The sequence below is a fragment of the Rubrivivax soli genome, from assembly GCF_049810355.1.
Taxonomy (GTDB): Bacteria; Pseudomonadota; Gammaproteobacteria; order Burkholderiales; family Burkholderiaceae_C; genus Rubrivivax.
Map to the genome: position 1 here is coordinate 4,010,877 of NZ_CP187368.1, position 21,453 is coordinate 4,032,329.

The following is a 21,453-nucleotide window of genomic DNA, read 5'->3' on the forward strand; positions in this document are numbered from 1 at the left end:
CGTGGAGGCGTGAGCGCACGAAAAGCCCGGTCTTCCGGGCTCACTTGTGCGCGTGCCACCCAGGGGTGGCGACCTAGCATGGCCGTGAAGCCCGTGCCGTCGTTCGCGCGCGCCCTGCGCCATGCGCAGTCGCGCCTGCGATGGCGCGCGTGCCTGCACGCACACCCCTGTCCCCACATCCCGCCTGCGCACCGGGCATCACCGACCAGACCATGCAAGCCACCTCCAGCCGCCCGCTCCAGCTCATCGAACATCTGGCCGACGGCAGCTGGCGTCGCACGGTGCTGGACGGCGCGCACGTGCAGGCGGCGCAGCCCGGGGTGCGTTATGCCGTCATCGACCTGGCCACCGGCGCAGCGCCCAAGGGACTGGTGCTGAAGCAGAAGGGCAGCACGCTCGTCGTCGACCTGCAGGGCACCGACGCCGACGTCGAGATCACAGGCTTCTACGCCGTGCCCGAGGCGGTCTTCCTGCCCGAGGCCCGCGCCGACGCCACGCAGGCCGGCGCCGCGCTCGGCGGCACCGAGGTCACGGCCGCGACGCCGGTGCAGGCGGCGTCCGGCGCCGCAGGCACGGTCTGGAGCGCGGGGGACGACGCGCCCGCCGGAGCCATGCCGATGCACCTGGCGCTGGGCGGCCTGGGCCTGGCGGGCGTGGCCGTCACCTTCGGCGGCAGCGACGCCGGTGCAGCGCCTGTGGCGCGGTCGCTGGTCACGGGCACCGTGGTCGGCGGCCCGGTGGTCACGGGCAACGGGCTCACCGTCGTGGTCTTCCAGGCCGATGGCGTGACGCGCCTGGGCGACGCCAAGGTGGCGGCCGACGGCAGCTTCACGGTCGACGTCGGCGCCTACACCGGCGTCGTCATCGCCCAGGTGTTCGACGCCAGCGACGGAGCCGACTATCTCGACGAGTCCACGGCGGCGGGCAAGGACCTGAACGCCACGCTGTTCAGCAGCACCGTGGTGCAGGTGCCCAACAGCACCGTGGTCATCAACATCAACGCGCTGACGACGCTGGCCCACCACGCCGCCAGCGACACGGCCGGTGGCTTCCCGCTGAGCGCCGAGGCGGTGGACAACGCCAACCACGCCATCGCGCAGTTGTTCGGGCTGGACGCGCTGCAGGCCGTGCCGGTGGCGCCCACCAACGGCGGCAGCTACGACCCCGCCGATGGCCTGAGCCAGGGCGAGCTCTACGGTGCCGTGCTGGCCGCCTTGTCGGGGGCCGATGCCGGCAACGGCGGCGACAGCCAGCAGACCATCGACGCACTGCTGGCCGGCCTGACGCTGACCGGCGACCAGGCGACGCTGGACGACGCCGCGCAGACCCTGGTGGTCGACGGCGCCGAGCGCGCCGTGGTCGACACCGGGAGCGCGCTGGAAGGCGGCCTGGCGGTGCTGATCGACACCTTCGCCCCCGCCATCGGCTCCGGCAGCGCCGCCCCTGCCGTCGACGAAGGCGTGGCCGCGCCGCGGGGGGTCTACACCGCCGGCGCCGTGGACGCGAGCGCCGTGCGCTGGAGCCTGAAGCCGGTGGACGACCACGCCGCGTTCAGCATCGATGCATCGACCGGCGTCGTCACGCTGAGCGGCCAGCCCGACCACGAGGCGCAGGCGGGCTACAGCTTCACCGTGGTCGCCACCGACGGCGCGGGCAACAGCAGCGAGCAGGTCGTGACGCTGGCCGTCAACGACCTCGACGAAGTGGCGCCGACCGTCACCTCCAGCGCCGCGGCCTCCGCCATCGCCGAAGGCAGCGGCGCCGGCCAGATCGTCTACACCGCCAGCAGCACCGACGGCGGCGATGTCAGCGGCGGCGTCAGCTACAGCCTGAAGGCGAGTGGCGACCACGCGCTGTTCACGATCAACGCCGCCACCGGTGCTGTCACGCTGACCGGCAACCCCGACCACGAGACGAAGCCGAGCTACGCCTTCACGGTGATTGCCACCGACGCGGCCGGCAACAGCAGCGAGCGTGCGGTGACGCTGGCCGTCAGCGACCTCGACGAAGTGGCACCGAGCTTCACCTCGGGTGCCACCGCTGCCGCCATCGCCGAAGGCAGCGGCGCCGGCCAGATCGTCTACACCGCCAGCAGCACCGACGGCGGCGACATCAGCGGTGGCGTCAGCTACAGCCTGAAGGCGAGTGGCGACCATGCGCTGTTCAGCATCAACGCGGCCACCGGCGCGGTCACGCTGACCGGCAACCCGGACCACGAGACGAAGCCGACTTACGCTTTCACGGTGATTGCCACCGACGCGGCCGGCAACAGCACCGAACGGGCGGTGACGCTGGCCGTCAACGACCTCGACGAGGTGGCACCGAGCTTCACCTCGGGTGCCACCGTTGCCGCCATCGCCGAAGGCAGCGGCGCCGGCCAGATCGTCTACACCGCCACCAGCACCGACGCCGGCGATGTCAGCGGCGGCGTCAGCTACAGCCTGAAGGCGAGTGGCGACCATGCGCTGTTCAGCATCAACGCGGCCACCGGCGCGGTCACGCTGACCGGCAACCCGGACCACGAGACGAAGCCGACTTACGCTTTCACGGTGATTGCCACCGACGCGGCCGGCAACAGCACCGAACGGGCGGTGACGCTGGCCGTCAACGACCTCGACGAGGTGGCACCGAGCTTCACCTCGGGTGCCACCGCTGCCGCCATCGCCGAAGACAGCGGCGCCGGTCAGGTGGTCTACACGGCCGCCAGCACCGACGCCGGCGATGTCAGCGGCGGCGTCAGCTACAGCCTGAAGGCGAGTGGCGACCATGCGCTGTTCAGCATCAACGCGGCCACCGGCGCGGTCACGCTGACCGGCAACCCGGACCACGAGACGAAGCCGACTTACGCCTTCACGGTGATTGCCACCGACGCGGCCGGCAACAGCACCGAACGGGCGGTGACGCTGGCCGTCAACGACCTCGACGAGGTGGCACCGAGCTTCACCTCCAGCGCCGCGGCCTCCGCCATCGCCGAAGGCAGCGGCGCCGGTCAGGTGGTCTACACGGCCGCCAGTACCGACGCCGGCGATGTCAGCGGTGGCGTCAGCTACAGCCTGAAGGCGAGTGGCGACCACGCGCTGTTCACGATCAACGCCGCCACCGGCGCGGTCACGCTGACCGGCAACCCGGACCACGAGACGAAGCCGACTTACGCCTTCACGGTGATTGCCACCGACGCGGCCGGCAACAGCACCGAACGGGCGGTGACGCTGGCCGTCAACGACCTCGACGAGGTGGCACCGAGCTTCACCTCGGGTGCCACCGCTGCCGCCATCGCCGAAGACAGCGGCGCCGGTCAGGTGGTCTACACGGCCGCCAGCACCGACGCCGGCGATGTCAGCGGCGGCGTCAGCTACAGCCTGAAGGCGAGTGGCGACCATGCGCTGTTCAGCATCAACGCGGCCACCGGTGCTGTCACGCTGACCGGCAACCCCGACCACGAGACGAAACCGAGCTACGCCTTCACCGTCGTCGCGACCGATGCCGCCGGCAACAGCAGCGAGCGTGCGGTGACGCTGGCCGTCAACGACCTCGACGAGGTGGCGCCGAGCTTCACCTCCAGCGCCGCGGCCTCCGCCATCGCCGAAGGCAGCGGCGCCGGCCAGATCGTCTACACCGCCAGCAGCAGCGACGGCGGCGACATCAGCGGTGGCGTCAGCTACAGCCTGAAGGCGAGTGGCGACCATGCGCTGTTCAGCATCAACGCGGCCACCGGTGCTGTCACGCTGACCGGCAACCCCGACCACGAGACGAAGCCGAGCTACGCCTTCACCGTCGTCGCGACCGATGCCGCCGGCAACGCCACCGAGCGCGCCGTGACACTGGCCGTGAACGACCTGGACGACGCCGCACCGGCGATCACGTCAGGCGCCACCGCTGCCGCTCTTGACGAAGGCAGCGGCGCCGGCCAGGTGGTGTACACCGCCACCAGCACCGACACCGGCGACATCAGCGGCGGCGTCGGCTACAGCCTGAAGGCGAGTGGCGACCACGCCCTCTTCGCGATCAACGCGGCGACCGGCGCGGTCACCCTGACCGGCAACCCGGACCACGAGACTCAGGCGGCCTACGCCTTCACGGTGGTCGCCACCGATGCCGGAGGCAACGCCACCGAGCAGGCCGTCAGCCTGTCGGTGAACGACCGCGACGAGGTGGCGCCGAGCTTCACCTCGGGCGCCACAGCGACGGCCATCACCGAGAGCAGCGGCGCCGGCGAGGTGGTCTACACGGCGACCAGCACCGACTCCGGCGACGTCGCTGTCGGCAGCACCAGCTACAGCCTGAAGGCCACAGGCGACCATGCCCTCTTCACCATCAACGCGGCCACCGGCGCCGTCACGCTGACCGGCAGCCCCGACCACGAGACGAAGCCGAGCTACGCCTTCACCGTCGTCGCGACCGATGCCGCCGGCAACAGCAGCGAGCGTGCGGTGACGCTGGCCGTCAACGACCTCGACGAAGTGGCGCCGACCGTCACCTCCAGCACCACCGCCACGGCCCTCGCCGAGAACAGCGGCGCTGTTCAGGTGGTCTACACCGCCACCAGCACCGACGCCGGCGATGTCAGCGGTGGCGTCAGCTACAGCCTGAAGGCGAGTGGCGACCACGCGCTGTTCACGATCAACGCGGCCACCGGTGCCGTCACGCTGACCGGCAACCCGGACCACGAGACGAAGCCGAGCTACGCCTTCACCGTGGTCGCCACCGACGCCGCCGGCAACGCCACCGAACAAGCCGTCAGCCTGTCGGTCAACGACCTCGACGAGGTGGCGCCCACGATCACCTCGGGCGCCACCGCCACCGCCATCGACGAAAGCAGCGGTGCCGGCCAGGTGGTCTACACGGTCGCCAGCACCGACACCGGTGACGTGGCCACCGGCAGCACCAGCTACAGCCTGAAGGCGACGGGCGACCACGCGCTGTTCACGATCAACGCCGCCACCGGTGCCGTCACGCTGACCGGCAACCCGGACCACGAAGCCCAGGCGGCCTACGCCTTCACGGTGGTCGCCACCGACGCCGCCGGCAACGCCACCGAGCAGGCCGTCAGCCTGGCCGTCAACGACCTCGACGAGGTGGCGCCGACCATCACCTCCAGCGCCACGGCCACCGCCATCGACGAGAACAGCGGCGCCGGCCAGGTGGTCTACACCGCCACCAGCACCGACACCGGCGATGTCGCCACCGGCAGCACCAGCTACAGCCTGAAGGCCGTGGACGACCATGCGCTGTTCACGATCGACGCCGCCACCGGCGCCGTCACGCTGACGGGCAACCCGGACCACGAGACGCAGACGGCCTACGCCTTCACGGTGGTCGCCACCGACGCCGCCGGCAACGCCACCGAGCAAGCCGTGACGCTGGCCGTCGACGACCTCGACGAGGTGGCGCCCACCATCACCTCGGGCGCCACCGCCACCGCCATCGACGAAAACAGCGGCGCCAGCCAGGTGGTCTACACCGCCACCAGCACCGACGCGGGCGACGTCAGCGGAGGTGTCGCCTACAGCCTGAAGGCCGTGGACGACCACGCGCTCTTCACGATCAACGCGGCCACCGGTGCGGTGACGCTCACCGGCAGCCCGGACCACGAGACGCAGGCCAGCTATGCCTACACCGTGGTCGCGACGGACGCCGCCGGCAACGCCACGGAACAAGCCGTGACGCTGTCCGTCAACGACCTCGACGAGGTGGCGCCCACCATCACCTCCGGCGCCACGGCCACCGCCATCACCGAAAACAGCGGCGCCAGCCAGGTGGTCTACACCGCCACCAGCACCGACACCGGCGACGTCGCTACCGGCAGCACCAGCTACAGCCTCAAGGCCGTGGACGACCACGCGGCATTCAGCATCGACGCCAGCACCGGTGCGGTCACGCTGACCGGCAACCCCGACCACGAGACGCGGTCCAGCTACGCGTTCACGGTGGTCGCTACCGATGCCGCCGGCAACGCCAGCGAGCAGGCGGTCACGCTGGCCATCAACGACATCAGCGACGAGACCGCGCCCAGCGTCGCCAGCATCGCCCTCAGCGGCGCCACCGGCGCGCTGAACAGCACGCTGAACGCGGGCGACGTGGTGCAGGTCACGGTGACGATGGACGAGGCCACGGTGGTCGACACCACCGGCGGCACGCCGCGCGTGGCGCTCACCGTCGGCGGCAGCACCGTCTACGCCAGCTACGCCGCGGGCAGCGGCAGCACCGCGCTGGTCTTCGGCTACACCGTGCAGAGCGGCGACACCGACGCCAACGGCATCGCCATCGGTGCCAACGCGCTGCAGCTCAACGGCGGCACGCTGCGCGACGCCGCCGGCAACGCCGCCAGCATCGGCCATGGTGCCGTCGGCGACGACGCCGGCTACCTGGTCGACACCACGGCGCCCGGCTTCAGCTCGGGCGGCACCGCCACGGCCATCGACGAGAACAGCGGCAGCGGCCAGGTCGTCTACACCGCGGCCGCCAGCGACGCGGCAACACTGACCTACAGCCTGAAGGCCACGGGCGACCACGCGCTGTTCAGCATCAACGGCAGCACGGGTGCCGTCACGCTGACGGGCAACCCCGACCACGAGACCAAGGCCAGCTACGCCTTCACGGTGGTCGCCACCGACCCCGCCGGCAACAGCACCGAGCAGGCCGTGTCGCTGGCCATCAACGACCTGGACGAACTCGCGCCCGGCGTCAGCAGCGTGGCCATCAGCAGCGCCTCCGGCGCACAGAACAGCCGGCTCAACGCAGGCGACGTCGTCAACGTCACGGTGACGATGGACGAGGCCACCGTCGTCAACACCACCGGCGGCACGCCACGTGTGGCGCTGAACGTCGGCGGCAGCACGGTCTACGCCAGCTACGCCTCGGGCAGCGGCAGCACGGCGCTGGTCTTCAGCTACACGGTGCAGAGCGGCGACACCGACGCCAACGGCATCGCCATCGGCGCCAACGCGCTGCAGCTCAATGGCGGCACGCTGCGCGACGCGGCGGGCAACGACGCGACACTGACACACGGGTCGGTGGCCGACAACGCCAGCCACCTCGTCGACACCACGGGGCCCACGCTCTCCTCCAGCACGCCGGCCGACAACGCCACGGCGGTGGCGGTGGGCAACAACATCGTGCTGAACTTCGGCGAGACGGTGCTGGCGGGCAGCGGCAACATCGTCATCAGCAACGGCGCGGGCGACACGCGCACCATCTCCGTCACCGACAGCAGCCAGGTCACGGTCAGCGGCAGCACGGTCACCATCAATCCCACCACCAACCTGAACTTCAGCACGTCCTACAACGTGCAGCTGGCGAGCGGCGTGCTCACCGACCAGGCCGGCAATGCCTACGCCGGCATCAGCACCAGCACGGCGCTGAACTTCACCACCGCCAGCGCGGTCGACACGGCGGTGGTGGTGTTCGACCTGGTCGAAGGCACCAGCTCCGACCACAGCGGCCGCGCCTTCCAGTCGGGTGTTGCGTACACCATCTACGTTCGCGTCAACAGCAACGCGTCGGCATTGAGCACCGATGGCAACGGGCCGGGTGCCACCGACAGCTGGGGCCAGTGGACCGGCGCCGGCAACCTGGGGACCGACGACCGCATCGTGCTGGTCGGCAGCGGCAGCAGCGTCAGGAACCCTTCCAGTGGCGTGGTCGCGAACCACTACGCCGGGGTGAACTACATCTACTGGTACGGGGGCACCACCATCGCGGTGACGCAGATGCAGAACGGCACCCTCAGGCGCAACGCGCCGGACGGTTGGGGTGCCAACGTGGACTTGTGGACAGGCGGCTGGGCGAGCAACCCCAATGCGGGCTCGGCCCTCGGCGCGGTCTACAGGACCGCGATGCCGGTCGGCATCCTGACCTCGCAGGGCCTGAAGTGAGCCAGCCGCTGCAGCTGCTGCGCGGCTGGGCCGAACAGCAGGCCTTCGCTGCGCTGCGCGACGCCTGCCTGGCCGGCTGCGGCTCGGCGCCCGAACAGGTGCTGCTGGCGCTGGCCCAGGCGCATCTGGGCGACGCCGAGGCGGCGCGCCAGACGCTGGCGGCGCTGGACGGCACGGCGCCGGAACTGGATCTGGCCACGCGCATCGACCTCGCCGCCGTGCACCTGGCCCTGCACGACCTGGACACCGCTGCGGGTCTGCTGGAAGCGGCGGCGCCCGAAGCCGGCGAACACGGCCTGCTGCTGGCCCGGCTGGGCTGGTGCCGCATGCAGCAGGGCCGCCCCGACGACGCCCGCGCGCTGTACGCGCGCAGCGCCGCGGCCGAGCCGCGCCTGCCGGTGCTGCTGAACCTGTTGCGCCTGCAGCTGCTGGCCGACATGCCGGCGGCGGCGCAGCACAGCCTGGACCAGGCCTGCGCGCGGTGGGCCGGCGAGCACGCCGACGCCTCGCCCGAGCGCCGGCAGCAGGTGCAGCAGCAGCTGCGCGGCCTGCAGCTCGACATCTGGCTGGCCGGCGGCCAGCACGCCGCGGCCGAAGCCTGGCTGGCCGAGCAACGCATGCAGCTGGCCCAAGACGACTGGTGCACGCTGGTGCTGGGTTGCAGCCACCGGCTGGCCGCGCAGGACCGCCATGCGCAGGCCGATGACCTGCTGCGCGACGCGCAGCAGCACGCGCCCGAGCACATCGGCCTGTGCCTGCAGCGCGCCGAGCTGGCCCTGGTGCAAGGGCGGGCGCAGCAGGGCGCTGCGTTGCTGCGCCGCGCCATCCACCTGTCCGAAGCCCAGGGGCACGACACGCTGCCGTTGTGGGTGCGCCTGTCCGCGGCCTGCCTGCAGCACGACGACGCCGCCGCGCGCCTCGCCGCGGAACAGGCGCTCGAGCAGGCCGAACCGCCGCACCCCCAGGCCCTGCTGGCCCTGGCCGCGGTGGAGGTGCAGGAGCAGCAGCTGGCGCAGGCCGAGGCGCGCTACCAGGCGCTGCTGGCGCAGCAGCCCGACCTGGCGCCGGCCCTGCACGGCCTGGGCCAGCTGCTGATGCAGCAGGGCCGCATCGACGAGGCCGTGGCCCGCTTCGAGCAGTTGCGCCTGCTGGACCCGGCCAAGGGCCTGGCGGCGCTGATCAACGCGCGCCGCTTCCCGCAGGACGCCGCGGCGCTGGAGCACCTGGAGCAGGCCGCGCGCATGCCGGGCCTGGAAGGCAGCGTGCGAACCGGGCTGCTGTTCCAGCTGGCCGCTGCGTGGGAACAGCGGCAGGACCACGACCGCGCCTTCGCGCTCGCCGACGAAGCCAATGCCGCCAGCCGCCACCACCTGCGCTACGACCCGGTGGCGCACCGCCAGCACTGCGCGCGCATCCGCCATGCCTTCACGCGCGAGCTGTACCAGCACCGCAGCGGCGGGCTGCCGAGCAGCGTGCCGGTGTTCGTGGTCGGCATGCCGCGTTCGGGCACCACGCTGGTGGAGCAGATCCTGGCCGGCCACAGCCAGATCCACGGTGCCGGCGAACTGGGGCTGATCCCGCGTGTCATCGCGACGCTGCAGCGCTGGGAGCGCCGCACCGGCTCGGGCCGCCGCTACCCCGACTGTGTCGACGACCTGGCGCCCGGCGTGCTGTCGGGCATCGCCGGCCAGGTGCTGCAGGAGCTGCAGGCCTTTGCGCCCGACGCCCGCCACGTGGTCGACAAGCTGCCGCACAACTTCGAGAACATCGGCCTCATCAAGCTGCTGTTCCCGCACGCGAAGATCATCTCGGTGCGGCGCGACCCGCGCGACATCGCGCTGTCGAACTACTGCACCGACTACGGCGCCAAGCACGGCGGCATGGGCTTCGCGTACGACCTCGACTGGATCGGCGAGCAGCTGGCCGACCACAACCTGCTGATGCACACCTGGCAGCAACTGTTCCCGGGCGAGATCCTGGAGGTGCAGTACGAGGACGTGGTGGCCGGCACCGAGGCCGCGGCGCGCCGGCTGCTGCGCTACATCGGCGTGGACTGGGAGCCCGGCGTGCTGGCGTTCAACACACTGCAGCGCCCGGTGAAGACGGCCTCGGTCTGGCAGGTGCGCCAGCCCATCTACACCAGCTCCACCGCGAAGTGGACACGCTACGCCAAGCACCTGGCGCCGCTGATCCGCGCCACCAACCGCAAGATCGGCTGGCAGCCCATCACGGACATGCTGACGCTGCCCGAACCCGGGCTGCTGGAGCGCGGCGTGGCGCACTACCGCGCCCGGCAGCTCGACGACGCCGAACGCTGCTTCAAGCAGCTGCTGCACCATGTCCCGGGCCACGCGGCGGCGACCTTCCTGGTCGGCCTGATCGACGTGCACAAGGGCTGGCTGCCCGAGGGCATCGCGCAGATGGAGCAGGCCGTGCAGCGCTGCCCGTGGAACCGCGGCTGGCGCGACGACCTGGCGCGCGCGCGGGCGCTGGCGGGCCTGCCGGCGGGCGATGCAGAGGCGGTGCCGGCCGACACGCCGCTGGAGGACGCCGCGTGGTGAAGACGCTGCTGGCTGCGCTGCTGTGGCTGGCCACGGCCAGCGCGCACGCGCAGCAGCCCGCCGGCATCGAAACCGCGCTGCGCATGGCGCTGCGGCTGCACCCGGTGGTCGGCGGCAAGCAGGCGCAGGTCGACGCCAAGCAGCATGTCGGCGAGGCGGTGCGCAGCCAGCGCTACCCGTCGCTGTCGGCGCTGGCGCAACGCAGCTCCGGCGCGCAGGCCGGCGGCGGCACGACGCCGGTGACGCTGCGCGCGCGCCAGCCGCTGTGGGCCTTCGGCCGCATCGACAACGCCCTGGCCTACGCCGATGCCGACGCCGAGGTCGAGCGTGCCGACCTGCGGCGCGTGCAGCGCGAGCTGCTGCAGAACACCGCGCTGGCCTATGCCGCGGTGCTGGGCAGCCAGCGCCGGCTGCAGCTGGCGCAGCACAACACCGAGGCGCACCAGGCCTTGTTCGACCAGATCCAGCGCCGCGAACGTGGCCAGCTGGCCTCGCGCGCCGACGTCAACCTGGCCGCCACGCGGCTGGCGCAGGCCCGTGCGCGCGAACAGCGCCTTGCCGGCGAGCTGGAAGTCGCGCAGAGCGACCTGCTGGCCTGGACGCAGCAGCCCGTGGCGGCCGGGCAGCCCGTGCCGGAAGCACTGACGGCGCTGCCCGGCGCCGAAGCGGTGCTGGACATGGCGCTCGGCCGCAGCGCCGAGGTTGCGCTGAAGGAGCAGCAGGTGGAGCGCGCGCGCGCCGCGGTGGCGCAGGCGCGCACCGCCGCCATGCCCACCGTGTACCTGCAGGCCGAGCACTGGCGCGACCAGCCCGGCATGGCGCGCGACAGCCGCGTGAGCGTGGTCGTGGAAGCCGCGCTCGACGGCCTGGGCGGTGCCGTGCGCGGCCAGAGCGCCGCCGCGCTGTCGCAGCTGGAAGCGGCGCAGCAGGACCTGCTGGCGTTGCGCAACGACACCAGCCGCAGCGTGCGCCGGCTGCTTGCCAACCGGCAGGCGCTGCAGGCGCTGATCGCCACGCAGGCGGCCTCGCTGCAGGACCTGGCGGCGCTGCTGGAGTCGTACAGGCGCCAGTACGAAGCCGGCACCAAGAGCTGGCTCGACCTGCTGAACATGCAGCGCGAAGCCAGCGAACAACACCTGCAGCAAGTGCAGGCCGACAGCGACTGGCTGGCCCAGTCGCTGCAACTCACGGCGCTGATCGGCGGCCTCGACACGCTGGCGGGCACGCCGGCGGCGGGCGCCGCGACCACAGCCGCCCGGGAATGACACGCATGGACGCTCCCCATCCCCAAGGCCAACCGCAGCCGCAGCCGCAGCCGCTGCCGCGCATCGACGCCGCCCTGCTGCAGCGCACCCTGGACCGCCTGGGCCTGCCGGCCGACGCGCAGGCGCTGGCCGAGGCCTGCACGCGCTGCACCCACACGCTGCCGCAGCTGCAGCCGGCCGAGTGGCTGCGCCAGGTGCTGCTGCAGGCGGGGCTGAAGGGCGTGGCGCCGCTGCAGCTGGGCTGGCGCCGCTTCGACCTGCGCCGCCTGCCGGCCCTGGTGTGGCACGACAGCGCCTGGTTCCTGGCCGACCGCGCCGCCGATGGCGACATCGTGCTCACCGGCGCCGACGGCAGCACCGCCGCCTGCACGCAGGACGCGCTGCACGACGCGCAGGTGGTGTGGCTGCGGCCGCCGCCGGCTGCGGCCGGCGCTGCCGCCCAGACCCCCAGCCTGCACGGCAACCTGGCCGCGCGCCTGGTGTGGAGCGAGCTGTTCCGCGAGCCCGGCTGGCTGGGCCAGGTGCTGGTGGCCACGCTGCTGGTGAACGTGCTGGCCGTGGCGACCTCGCTGTTCGCGATGCAGGTCTACGACCGCGTGGTGCCCACGCTGGCCTACGCGACGCTGAGCACGCTGGTGGCGGGCATGGTGCTGATCCTGGCGCTGGACTGGGCGCTAAAGATCACGCGCGCGCGCATCCTCGACAGCGTCGCCTGCGCGGTCGACAAGCGTGTCTCGCAGCAGGTCTTCGGCCACCTGCTGCATCTGCAGCTGGACCAGCAGCCGCGCAGCCTGGGCACGCTGGCGGCGCAGGTGGGCGGGCTCGACGCGGTGCGGCAGTTCTTCAGCGCGGGCATCGTGTTCGCGCTGGTGGACCTGCCGTTCGCGCTGCTGTTCCTGGCCTGCATCGCGGTGCTGGGCGGCGCGGTGGGCTGGGTCTACGCGCTGCTGCTGCCGGTGGCGCTGCTGCTGGGCTACACCACGCAGCGGCGGCTGCGCCGCCTGTCGCAGCAGCTGCAGCAGCGCAGCAACGAGCGCCAGGGCCTGCTGGTCGACACCATCCGCGGCGCCGAGTCCATCCGCGCCGGCAACGCTGGCTGGCGCTTCGCCGAAGAGTGGCAGGCCGTCACCGGCGCCATCGACGGCCACGCCATCCGCCAGAAGGCCATCACCAGCCTGTCCACTGTCAGCACCGGCAGCCTGTCGACGGTGGCCTACGTGGCGGCGGTGGTGGTCGGCGTGTGGCAGATCGAAGCCGGCCTCCTGAGCATGGGCGGGCTGGTGGCCTGCAGCATCCTGGGCGGCCGCATCATCGCGCCCATCGCGCAGAGCGTGCAGTACCTGGCGCAGTGGCAGCAGGTGGCACAGGCGCTGCAGATGGTGCACCGCGTGCTGGCGCTGCCGGGCGAACGCCGTGCCGGCCAGCACCTGCTGCTGCCCGATGCGCCGCCGGCCGCGGTGGCGGTGGAGCAGCTGCGCTTCGCCTACCCCGAGTCGCCGCTGCAGCAGGTGCAGATCGACGCGCTGGAGTTCCGTGCCGGCGAACGCGTGCTGCTGCTGGGCCCGGTGGGCTGCGGCAAGTCGACGCTGCTGAAGCTGCTGGCCGGCCTGTACCGCCCGACGGCGGGCCGCGTGCGGCTGGGCGACGCCGACCTCTGGGAGGTGGACCCGCAGGCCGTGGCCGGCCAGGTGGGCTACCTGCCGCAGCAGGTGCACCTGTTCAAGGGCACGCTGCGCAGCAACCTGATGCTGTCGGGCACCGCCAGCGACTCGCAGCTGCTGCGCGTGGTGCGCGAACTGGGTGTCGACGGCATCGCCGCGGCGAACCCGCTGGGCCTGGATCTGCCGATCAGCGAAGGCGGCGAAGGCCTCTCGGGCGGCCAGCGGCAGCTGGTGGCGCTGGCGCGGCTGATGCTGTGCGCGCCGCGCGTGTGGCTGCTGGACGAACCCACCGCGTCGCTCGACGCCGAAAGCGAAGCCCGTGCGTGGCAGCAGCTGCAGGCGGCGCTGGGGCCCGAGGACATCCTGGTCGTCGCCACGCACCGCCCGATGCAGGCGCTGCAGCTGGCCACGCGCGTGGTGGTGATGCAGCAGGGCGCGGTCGTGGCCGACGGCACGCCGCAGCAGGTGCTGCCGCAGCGGGCGGCGCAGGCCCAGGCCCCGAAAGCCGTGAAGCCCGCCGCCGCGACAGCCGTGCGCCCGGCGCCGGCCATGCCGCGGGTGCCGGCCTTGCCGCAAGGAGTGCTCGATGTGGTCTGAACAGCTGGCTGCCGCCGATGCGCGGCGTGCGCAGGCCGAGGTGCAGCGGCTGGAGAACTTCCACCGGCGCCGCCACGGCGGGCTGCTGCTGGGCGCGCTGGTGGCGGTGCTGGGCTTCATCGCGTGGGCGATGTTCTTTCGCATCGACGAGGTCGCCAAGGCCGGCGGCGAGGTCGTGGCCAGCAGCCGCGTGCAGCTGATCCAGGCCGTGGACGGCGGCGTGCTGGCCGAGCTGCTGGTGAAGGAAGGCGACCGCGTGCAGCCCGGGCAGCTGCTGGCGCGGCTGAACCAGACCCGCTTCGGCGCCTCGGTCGGCGAGACCGAGGCGCGTGTGTTCGCGCTGCAGGGCAAGGCCATCCGGCTGCAGGCCGAGGTGACGGCGCAGGAGCGGCTGGAATTCAAGCGCGACCTGCTGCGGCGTTCGCCCGACACGGCCCGCGTCGAGGAGGCCCTGTTCCGCCAGCGCCGCGTGGGCCTGGACGAAGAGCTGCGCACGCTGGGCGTGGCGGTGGACCTGGCCCGCAGGGAACTGGCGCAGGTGGACCAACTGCACCGCGACGGCGACGCCAGCGGTGCGGAACTGCTGCGCGCGCAGCGCGGCCTGAACGAAGCCGAGGCGCGGCTGGTGAACCGCCGCAACAAGTTCCTCGAGGACGCGCGCGTGGAGCTGGCCAAGGTCGAGGACGAGATGGCGCAGAGCACGCAGGTGCTGACGAAGCGCCAGCAGGAGCAGCGCGACAGCGTCTTCACGGCGCAGATGGCCGGCATCGTGAAGAACATCCGGGTCACGACCGTGGGCGGCGTGCTGCGCGCGGGCGAGGAGATCATGCAGATCGTGCCGGTGGACGACGCGCTGATCGTCGAGGCCAAGGTGCGCCCGGCCGACATCGGCCGGCTGCGCCCGGGGCTGCCGGCGACCATCCGCTTCGATCCCTTCGACTACACGGTCTTCGGCGGCGTCGCCGGCACGGTGATCTACGTCAGCGCCGACACGCTGAAGGAAGAGACGCAGCGCGGCACCGACACCTACTACCGCGTGCGCATCGCGCCGCAGGCGCAACCGGTGATGTCGACCACCGGCCGTGCACTCGCGATCCTGCCGGGCATGACGGCGCAGGTGGACATCCGCACCGGCGAGCGCTCGCTGATGGACTACCTGCTCAAGCCGCTGCGCAAGACGGTGTCGGAGTCGTTCGGCGAACGCTGACGGGCGGGCAGCCGACTTCGCCTGCCGGCACAGGACTTCGCGGCCTGTGCGGTGCGCAGCGGCAGCGACGGTGACAGTGCGGGTCCGGGGTCGAGAGGCCCTGCACCTGCACGCAACCGGAGCTTCCCGCATGGCCACGACGCCCGTCACCCAACGCAGCACGCCCCCGCAACCGCCCGCCGCCCCGCAGGCGGCGACCAGCCCGCCCCCGCACCGCTCGACGAGCGCACCGTCGCGGCTGGGCGAGACCACGGTGCCGGTGCCGCAGCGTCCCGGCGCGGCGGCCCGCGCCAGCGCGGCGATGGCGGCCGCCGCCGCGCGGCCGCCCACGCACCTGGAGTTCGGGCGTTCGTCGGGCCTGCTGGCGCAGGCCTTCGAGCGCAACATGAACCCGGTCGTGCGCGCGGTCGCGCAGGGCGTGCAGGACGGCAGCATCACCGCCGAGCGCTTCCAGGGCGCCACGCCGCGCCGCTACAACGTGGTGCAGGCGGTGGGCAACCTGCTGACGCACCGCGGCATCGTCGGTGACAACAACGACCTGGCGGCGCGCAACATCGTGCGCCTTGCGCAGGGCCTGGACATCGACCCGATGCAGCTCACCACGCTGCTGATCGCCGGCAAGCGCGACGACGAGGCGCTGCTGGCGAAGTTCGATCCGAAGCACCCGCTGCTCGTCGACGGCGCGCAGCCCAAGACGATCGAACGTGCCACGAACTACGTGTCGGCGCTGTTCGCGCAGGGCGTGAAGATCCCGCCGGTGAAGGCCGAGGTCGAGATCGACGGTGCCGTGTGGACCGGCACGATCAAGGCCGGCGGACTGCACACCACGGCGATGAACTCCGACATCGACGGCCCGTTCGCAGCTTCCTACGGCCAGCAGGGCATCGACGTCGAGGTCGGTGGCCGTCCTGGCGGCGCGGTCGAGCGCTTCCACCTGCGCCTGCCCGAAGCCCTGCCGGGCCAGCTGCTCGGCGTGCACGCGCAGCCGGGCGACGCCGGGCCGCCGATGGCCGTGGTGCGCTACCGCACCGGCCAGGGCGCCGAGGCGCGGACGCACGAGCGCACCGTGGAGATCACGCCCGAACAGCAGCAGGTGCTGCGCAGCAGCGACCCGCAGGCGGTCAAGCTCGACTACGTGGAAGGGCTGTCGGCGCGCTTCTTCTCGGCCGAATCGGTCGACTTCTGGCAGCAGGTGTCGCAGCGCAACGCGCGGGGCGGGGAGTTCCCGGCCAACGTCCGTGCGCCGGCCATCGTCTTCAACACCTTCGGCTCGCACGGCACGCGGGCCTTCGAGAACTCGGCCGAGCTGGTCACCTCGTTCGCGCGCAGCGTGCAGGGCCGCACGCTGCCGACGCCGATCCCGCCCGGCATCGTCGACGCGCCGAACGTGCGCGTGTACAGCGGCGGCACGACGCTCAACGAGGCCGGCACCGCCACGCCCATCGGCCTGAGCCCGGTGCAGCAGCAGGCGATGTCGGTGGTGGCCGGCAAGGTCGGCGAGCTCGTGGCCGTGTATGCCGAGGAATACGGGCTGTCGCGCGAGGCGCGCGAAGCCTGGCAGAGCTCGATCTTCGCGAACCCCGACATCCCGTCGGTCATCGTGCCCAACAAGATGATCGCCGAGATGGCCGTGCGCACCAGCGAGACGCACCCGGGCAGGACCTACGCCGACCTGCAGGGCGAGATCGAGCGCGATCTCTCGGCGCTGGTGGCGCAGCTGGACATGGGGCAGTTCGTGAAGCTGCACCACACGCCGTCGGCGCCGGGCGACACCGTCGCCGCGATGAAGCCGCTCGACGCCCAGGGCAAGCGCCCGGAATTCACGACCGAGTGGCAGTTCGCCGTCACGGGGCAGAAGGCGATGCCGGTGCTCGACGCCGTCGCGACCGACCTGCACAAGAACTTCGGCATCGACCTGAAGGCGGTGCTCGAGGCCGACGGCCACTCGTACGGCGAAATCCGCAAGATGAGCCTGGACGACACGGTGAACTTCCTCGGCGGCTACGTGCGCCAGTCGATCGAGCGCCAGGCCGGCGGCCGCGAGGTCACGCCGCACGTCATCGTGCCGGTGGACACCTACTACGAGAAGGGCGGCAAGATCGACGGCAGCGACGCCAGCCTGATCCGTTCGGCGGTGGCGCTGTACGGCGCCGACAAGACCTGCGTGGTGCAGGTCGACACCGGCGGCGGCAAGGAGACCGTGGGGCGCTCGCCGCTGTTCAGGATCACGACCGATGCGCAGGGCGTGCCGGAGCTCGAGCGCAGCGTCGACGGCGACGGCAAGGGGCCGGTCGACCCGCACGGCCCGAACGGCAAGTTCGCGCCGACGCTGTACGTGCGCAGCGCCGACGACATGGGCAAGGTCTTCAGCGAAGCCTACCGGCGCCAGGCACCGTTGGGCGCCGAGGAACTCGAACAGGTCCGTACGCGCGCCTGAGCCCGCCCCGCCGTGGCCGGACGGCGGCCCGCCACGGCCTCACCAGCGCCAGGTCGCCGTGCGCACCGGCGCGTCCCACAGGTCCAGGAGCTCGTCATCGAGCACGCACACCGTCAGCGAGGCCCCGGCCGTCTCCAGCGCGGTCGCGAAGTTGCCCACGGCCACGCGCCGGACTTCCACGCCGCGCCGGCCGAGCGCCGCGCGCGCCGCGGCCTGCAGCAGGTACAGCTCGGCCAGCGGCGTGCCGCCCAGCCCGTTGACCACCAGCAGCACCCCCTGGCCGGCGGCCAGCTGCAGGTCGGCGACGATGGGCTCCAGCAGCGCGTCGACGATGGCGTCGGCGGCCATGAACGGCACGCGCGACACCCCGGGCTCGCCGTGCAGGCCCACGCCCATCTCGATCTGGTCGGCGCCGATCTCGAAGGTGGCCGCCACCCCCGGCACCGCGCAGGCCGTCAGCGCCACGCCCATCGTCGCCGTGGCCTGGTTGGCGCGGTCGCCCAGGCGCTTGCAGGTGTCCAGCGGCAGGCCGCGTTCGGCGGCCGCACCGACGATCTTCTCGACGATCACCGTGCCCGCGACACCGCGCCGACCGGCACCGAGATGCGCAGCGAAGCCGGAGACGTCGTCGTCGACCAGCACCCACTGCACCGGCATGTCGAGCATGTCGCGCGCGAGCTCGAAGGCCTTCAGGTCGCCGGCGTAGTTCTTGACGATCAGCACGACGCCGTCGTCGCGCGCCACCTGCTGCGCCGCAGCCACGATCTGCCCGGGCGTGGGCGCCGTGAACAGCGCGCCGGGGCAGGCGGCGTCGAGCATGCCGACGCCGACGAAGCCCAGGTCCAGCGGCTCGTGGCCCGAGCCGCCGCCGGAGATGACGGCCACGCCCTTGCGCTTGGCCGTGCGGCGCCGCACGAACAGCGGCGACCGGTGCATGGTCACCAGCGCCGGGTGCGCCTGCACGAAGCCGGTGACGCTCTCGGTGACGAACTCGTCCGGCAGGTTGAGGAACTTCTTCATGGCGTCAGCGCCGGCAGGCGCGGGGTCGGCGGTCCGGCGGCCCCGCAGTCTCGGCGAGGAACCCACCCGCCGTCATGCGAGGTTCTCCTGGGTCACGATCTCCACCCGCGGGTTGCGGAAGGTCGTCAGCGCGCCACGCACGCCGTCCTGCAGCGCGCGCAGCGTGCGCGCTGCAGCCGACACCGAGAGGTACACGTCCTGATGCAGCACGTAGTCGGCGGCCCCCGAGGCCAGCATCGAGCGGTGCACCTCGACGAGGTCGTGCACCGCGAACAGGGCCCGGCCCGTGTAGCCGCGCGCGGCCAGCGCGCGGCCGATGCCGAAGCTGCCGCCGGCAACGCTGTAGGCCGAGGCGATGGCATCGGGCGCGTCCGCCGGCGGCAGGCAGTCCATCGCGTAGCGGTAGGCCTCGTCCTCGGAATCGGGCACCTCGAGGCAGCGCAGCACGTCGACCTGGGCGAAGCGCTCCTCCATCAGCTGCGCGTAGCCGATGCGGCGGTCGATCTCGGACGCGAATCGCGTGGGCGGCGAGAACAGCGCCGTGCGCGCGCGCGGCCGGCCGGCCATGCCGTGCCCCAGCAGCAGGCCCGCCGTGCGGCCGGCGGCGCGGTTGTCGGTGCCCAGGAACGCGGCCCGCATCGAGCCCGCGACGTCGGAGAACAGCGTCACCACCTGCACGCCGGCCTGCACCAGCTCGTTGATGGCGAGCTTGACCTGCGGCACGTCGGGCGCCAGCAGGGCCAGGCCGCCGAAGTCGGTCAGGCGGGCCAGCTGCTGTGCGAAGGCGTTCACGTCGTGCGACGGCAGGCGCAGCGTCAGCTCGGTCACGTGCTGGTGGCGGAACTCGCCGGCGCTCTGCGCCACGATGCGGTCGACCGCGTCGAAGAACGCGGTGCGCGCGTCGGGCAGCACGAAGGCGAAGCGGTAGTTCGGCGCGCTCTTGGGCCGGCCCGGCTGCGTCACCGTGCCGCCCAGCGAGGACAGCACCTCGCGCACCCGCTGCGCGGTGGCCGGGTTGACGCCCGGCCGGTCGTTCAGCACCCGGTCCACCGTGGCCGTGCTGACGCCGGCCGCCTTGGCGATCTGCGGGATGGTGACAGACGAAGGCGAGGGCATCAGGGACAGTGGCAGCTAAATATGTCAATCAGCATTCTGGCCGAACTGTCCTGGCATGCGAAGCCGTGCAAGCCCGGGGACGCGCGCCGACCCGTCGCGCTTGATGTGGTAATGGTTAGCACTGATTGATGGAGTTATTGATGTATTTACCATCAACTTCAGATGTGGTTTGAGTGAGTTTGAGTCCTTGCGACCTCGGTCACCAGAGCACGTCGTCATCGGGGCGGCACCGCCGCCTTTCGGGTCCACCAATCCACGGAGACAACTGGATGAAGACGTTCCCCTCGAAGCTGGTCACCGCTGCGCTCGGCGCGCTGGCCGGCCTGACCGCCGTGCCCGCCCAGGCGCAGGCGACGCAACTGACCCTGTGCTGGGCCGCCTGGGATCCGGCCAACGCCCTGGTGGAACTGTCCAAGGACTTCACGGCGAAGTCGGGCGTGCAGATGAAGTTCGAGTTCGTGCCCTGGCCGAACTTCGCGCAGCGCATGCTCAACGAGCTGAACTCCAAGGGCAAGCTGTGCGACCTGCTGATCGGCGACAGCCAGTGGATCGGCTCGGCCGCCACCGAAGGCCACTACGTCAAGCTGAACGACTTCTTCGACAAGAACGGCATCAAGATGGCCGACTTCGCCCCGGCCACCGTCGAGGGCTACTCGACCTGGCCCAAGGGTTCGAAGAACTACTACGCGCTGCCCGCGATGGGCGACGCCGTGGCCTTCGCGTACCGCAAGGACTGGTTCGCCCGGCCCGAACTGCGCGCCGAGTTCAAGCAGAAGCACGGCCGCGACCTGGCGCCGCCGAAGACCTGGGCCGAACTGAAGACGATCGGGCAGTTCTTCCAGAACCGCACCATCGACGGCAAGAAGGTGTACGGCGCCGCGCTCTACACCGAACGCGGCTCCGAGGGCATCACGATGGGCGTGACCAACACCATGTACGCGCATGGCATGGAGTACGCCAACCCGGCCAAGCCGTACGACATGAAGGGCTTCATCAACGGCCCTGGCGCCGTCAAGGGCCTGAAGTTCTACAAGGACCTGTACGACTGCTGCACCCCGCCCGGGCACGCCAACGCCTACATGACCGAGAACCTGGACGCCTACAAGTCGGGCCAGGTGGCGATGCAGATGAACTTCATCGCGTTCTTCCCGGGCATCTCGAAGGACCCGCAGGTCGGCGGCGAGAAGTCGGGCTTCTTCGCGATGCCCAAGGCCGACAAGCAGTTCGCGCAGCTCGGCGGGCAGGGCATCTCGGTGGTGAAGTACTCCGACAAGCAGGCCGCGGCGCTGGAGTACATCAAGTGGTTCGCGCAGCCCGCGATCCAGCAGCGCTGGTGGGACGCCGGCGGCGCGACCACGCACCTGTCGGTGCTGGGCAAGCCCGGCTTCGACAAGAGCACGTCCTACGCGCCGGTGTACCTGGAGTCGATGAAGATCGTGAAGGACTTCTGGGCCGAGCCGACCTACGCGCAGCTGCTGCTGGCGATGCAGAACCGCGTGCACAGTTACGTGGTGGCTGGCAAGGGCACGCCGCAGGAAGCACTGGACGCACTGCTGAAGGACTGGACCGAGGTCTTCAAGGACGACGGCAAGCTGAAGTGATCTGCTGACCGCACGGCCCCGGCCACGCCGCCGGGCCCGTGCGACCCCGCAGGCAACCGCAGGCACCCACAGCCACCCGCAGGCCTCCGCCGGCGCCGGTGCGCCGGTGCCCGT

General features: G+C 71.8%; 9 protein-coding genes. 7 read left to right on the forward strand and 2 right to left on the reverse strand.

Annotation, left to right across the window (positions count from 1 at the left end):
* The first annotated feature begins 212 nt into the window (after positions 1-212).
* From ACPOLB_RS18350 to ACPOLB_RS18375, 6 genes are all read left to right on the forward strand, one after another.
* Entirely contained in the window at positions 213-7,874 is a 7,662-nt protein-coding gene (locus tag ACPOLB_RS18350) for a cadherin domain-containing protein (RefSeq protein WP_425257460.1), read from the forward strand.
* Positions 7,871-10,435, forward strand: a complete 2,565-nt coding sequence (locus ACPOLB_RS18355) for a sulfotransferase (protein WP_425257461.1) — start codon at positions 7,871-7,873, stop codon at positions 10,433-10,435. Before ACPOLB_RS18350 ends, ACPOLB_RS18355 begins: the two co-directional genes overlap by 4 nt.
* Positions 10,429-11,700 (forward strand): TolC family protein, encoded by a 1,272-nt coding sequence (locus ACPOLB_RS18360; protein ID WP_425257462.1) that lies wholly within the window; start codon positions 10,429-10,431, stop codon positions 11,698-11,700. The genes ACPOLB_RS18355 and ACPOLB_RS18360 overlap by 7 nt, the downstream gene beginning before the upstream one ends.
* 5 nt (positions 11,701-11,705) lie before the next feature.
* A complete protein-coding gene (locus ACPOLB_RS18365; RefSeq protein WP_425257463.1) occupies positions 11,706-13,958 on the forward strand; it encodes an ATP-binding cassette domain-containing protein in 2,253 nt (750 codons plus the stop codon).
* Positions 13,948-15,165, forward strand: a complete 1,218-nt coding sequence (locus ACPOLB_RS18370; protein ID WP_425257464.1) for an HlyD family type I secretion periplasmic adaptor subunit — start codon at positions 13,948-13,950, stop codon at positions 15,163-15,165. The genes ACPOLB_RS18365 and ACPOLB_RS18370 overlap by 11 nt, the downstream gene beginning before the upstream one ends.
* A gap of 130 nt (positions 15,166-15,295) precedes the next feature.
* Complete coding sequence (locus tag ACPOLB_RS18375; protein ID WP_425257465.1) at positions 15,296-17,602, forward strand: hypothetical protein; 2,307 nt, start codon at positions 15,296-15,298, stop codon at positions 17,600-17,602.
* Positions 17,603-17,641: 39 nt separating this feature from the next.
* Here the strand turns inward: ACPOLB_RS18375 and ACPOLB_RS18380 are convergent, their stop codons facing one another.
* Complete coding sequence (locus ACPOLB_RS18380) at positions 17,642-18,622, reverse strand: dihydroxyacetone kinase subunit DhaK (RefSeq protein WP_425257466.1); 981 nt, start codon at positions 18,620-18,622, stop codon at positions 17,642-17,644.
* Positions 18,623-18,694: 72 nt separating this feature from the next.
* Positions 18,695-19,738 carry a LacI family DNA-binding transcriptional regulator gene (locus ACPOLB_RS18385; protein WP_425257467.1) on the reverse strand — a complete coding sequence of 348 codons (1,044 nt, stop codon included), beginning with the start codon at positions 19,736-19,738 and terminating at the stop codon, positions 18,695-18,697.
* 269 nt (positions 19,739-20,007) lie between these two features.
* On the opposite strand from ACPOLB_RS18385, the gene ACPOLB_RS18390 reads away from it, so the two are divergent.
* Positions 20,008-21,339, forward strand: coding sequence for an ABC transporter substrate-binding protein (locus ACPOLB_RS18390; protein ID WP_425257468.1), 1,332 nt, complete (start codon positions 20,008-20,010; stop codon positions 21,337-21,339).
* The last annotated feature ends 114 nt before the right edge of the window (positions 21,340-21,453 follow it).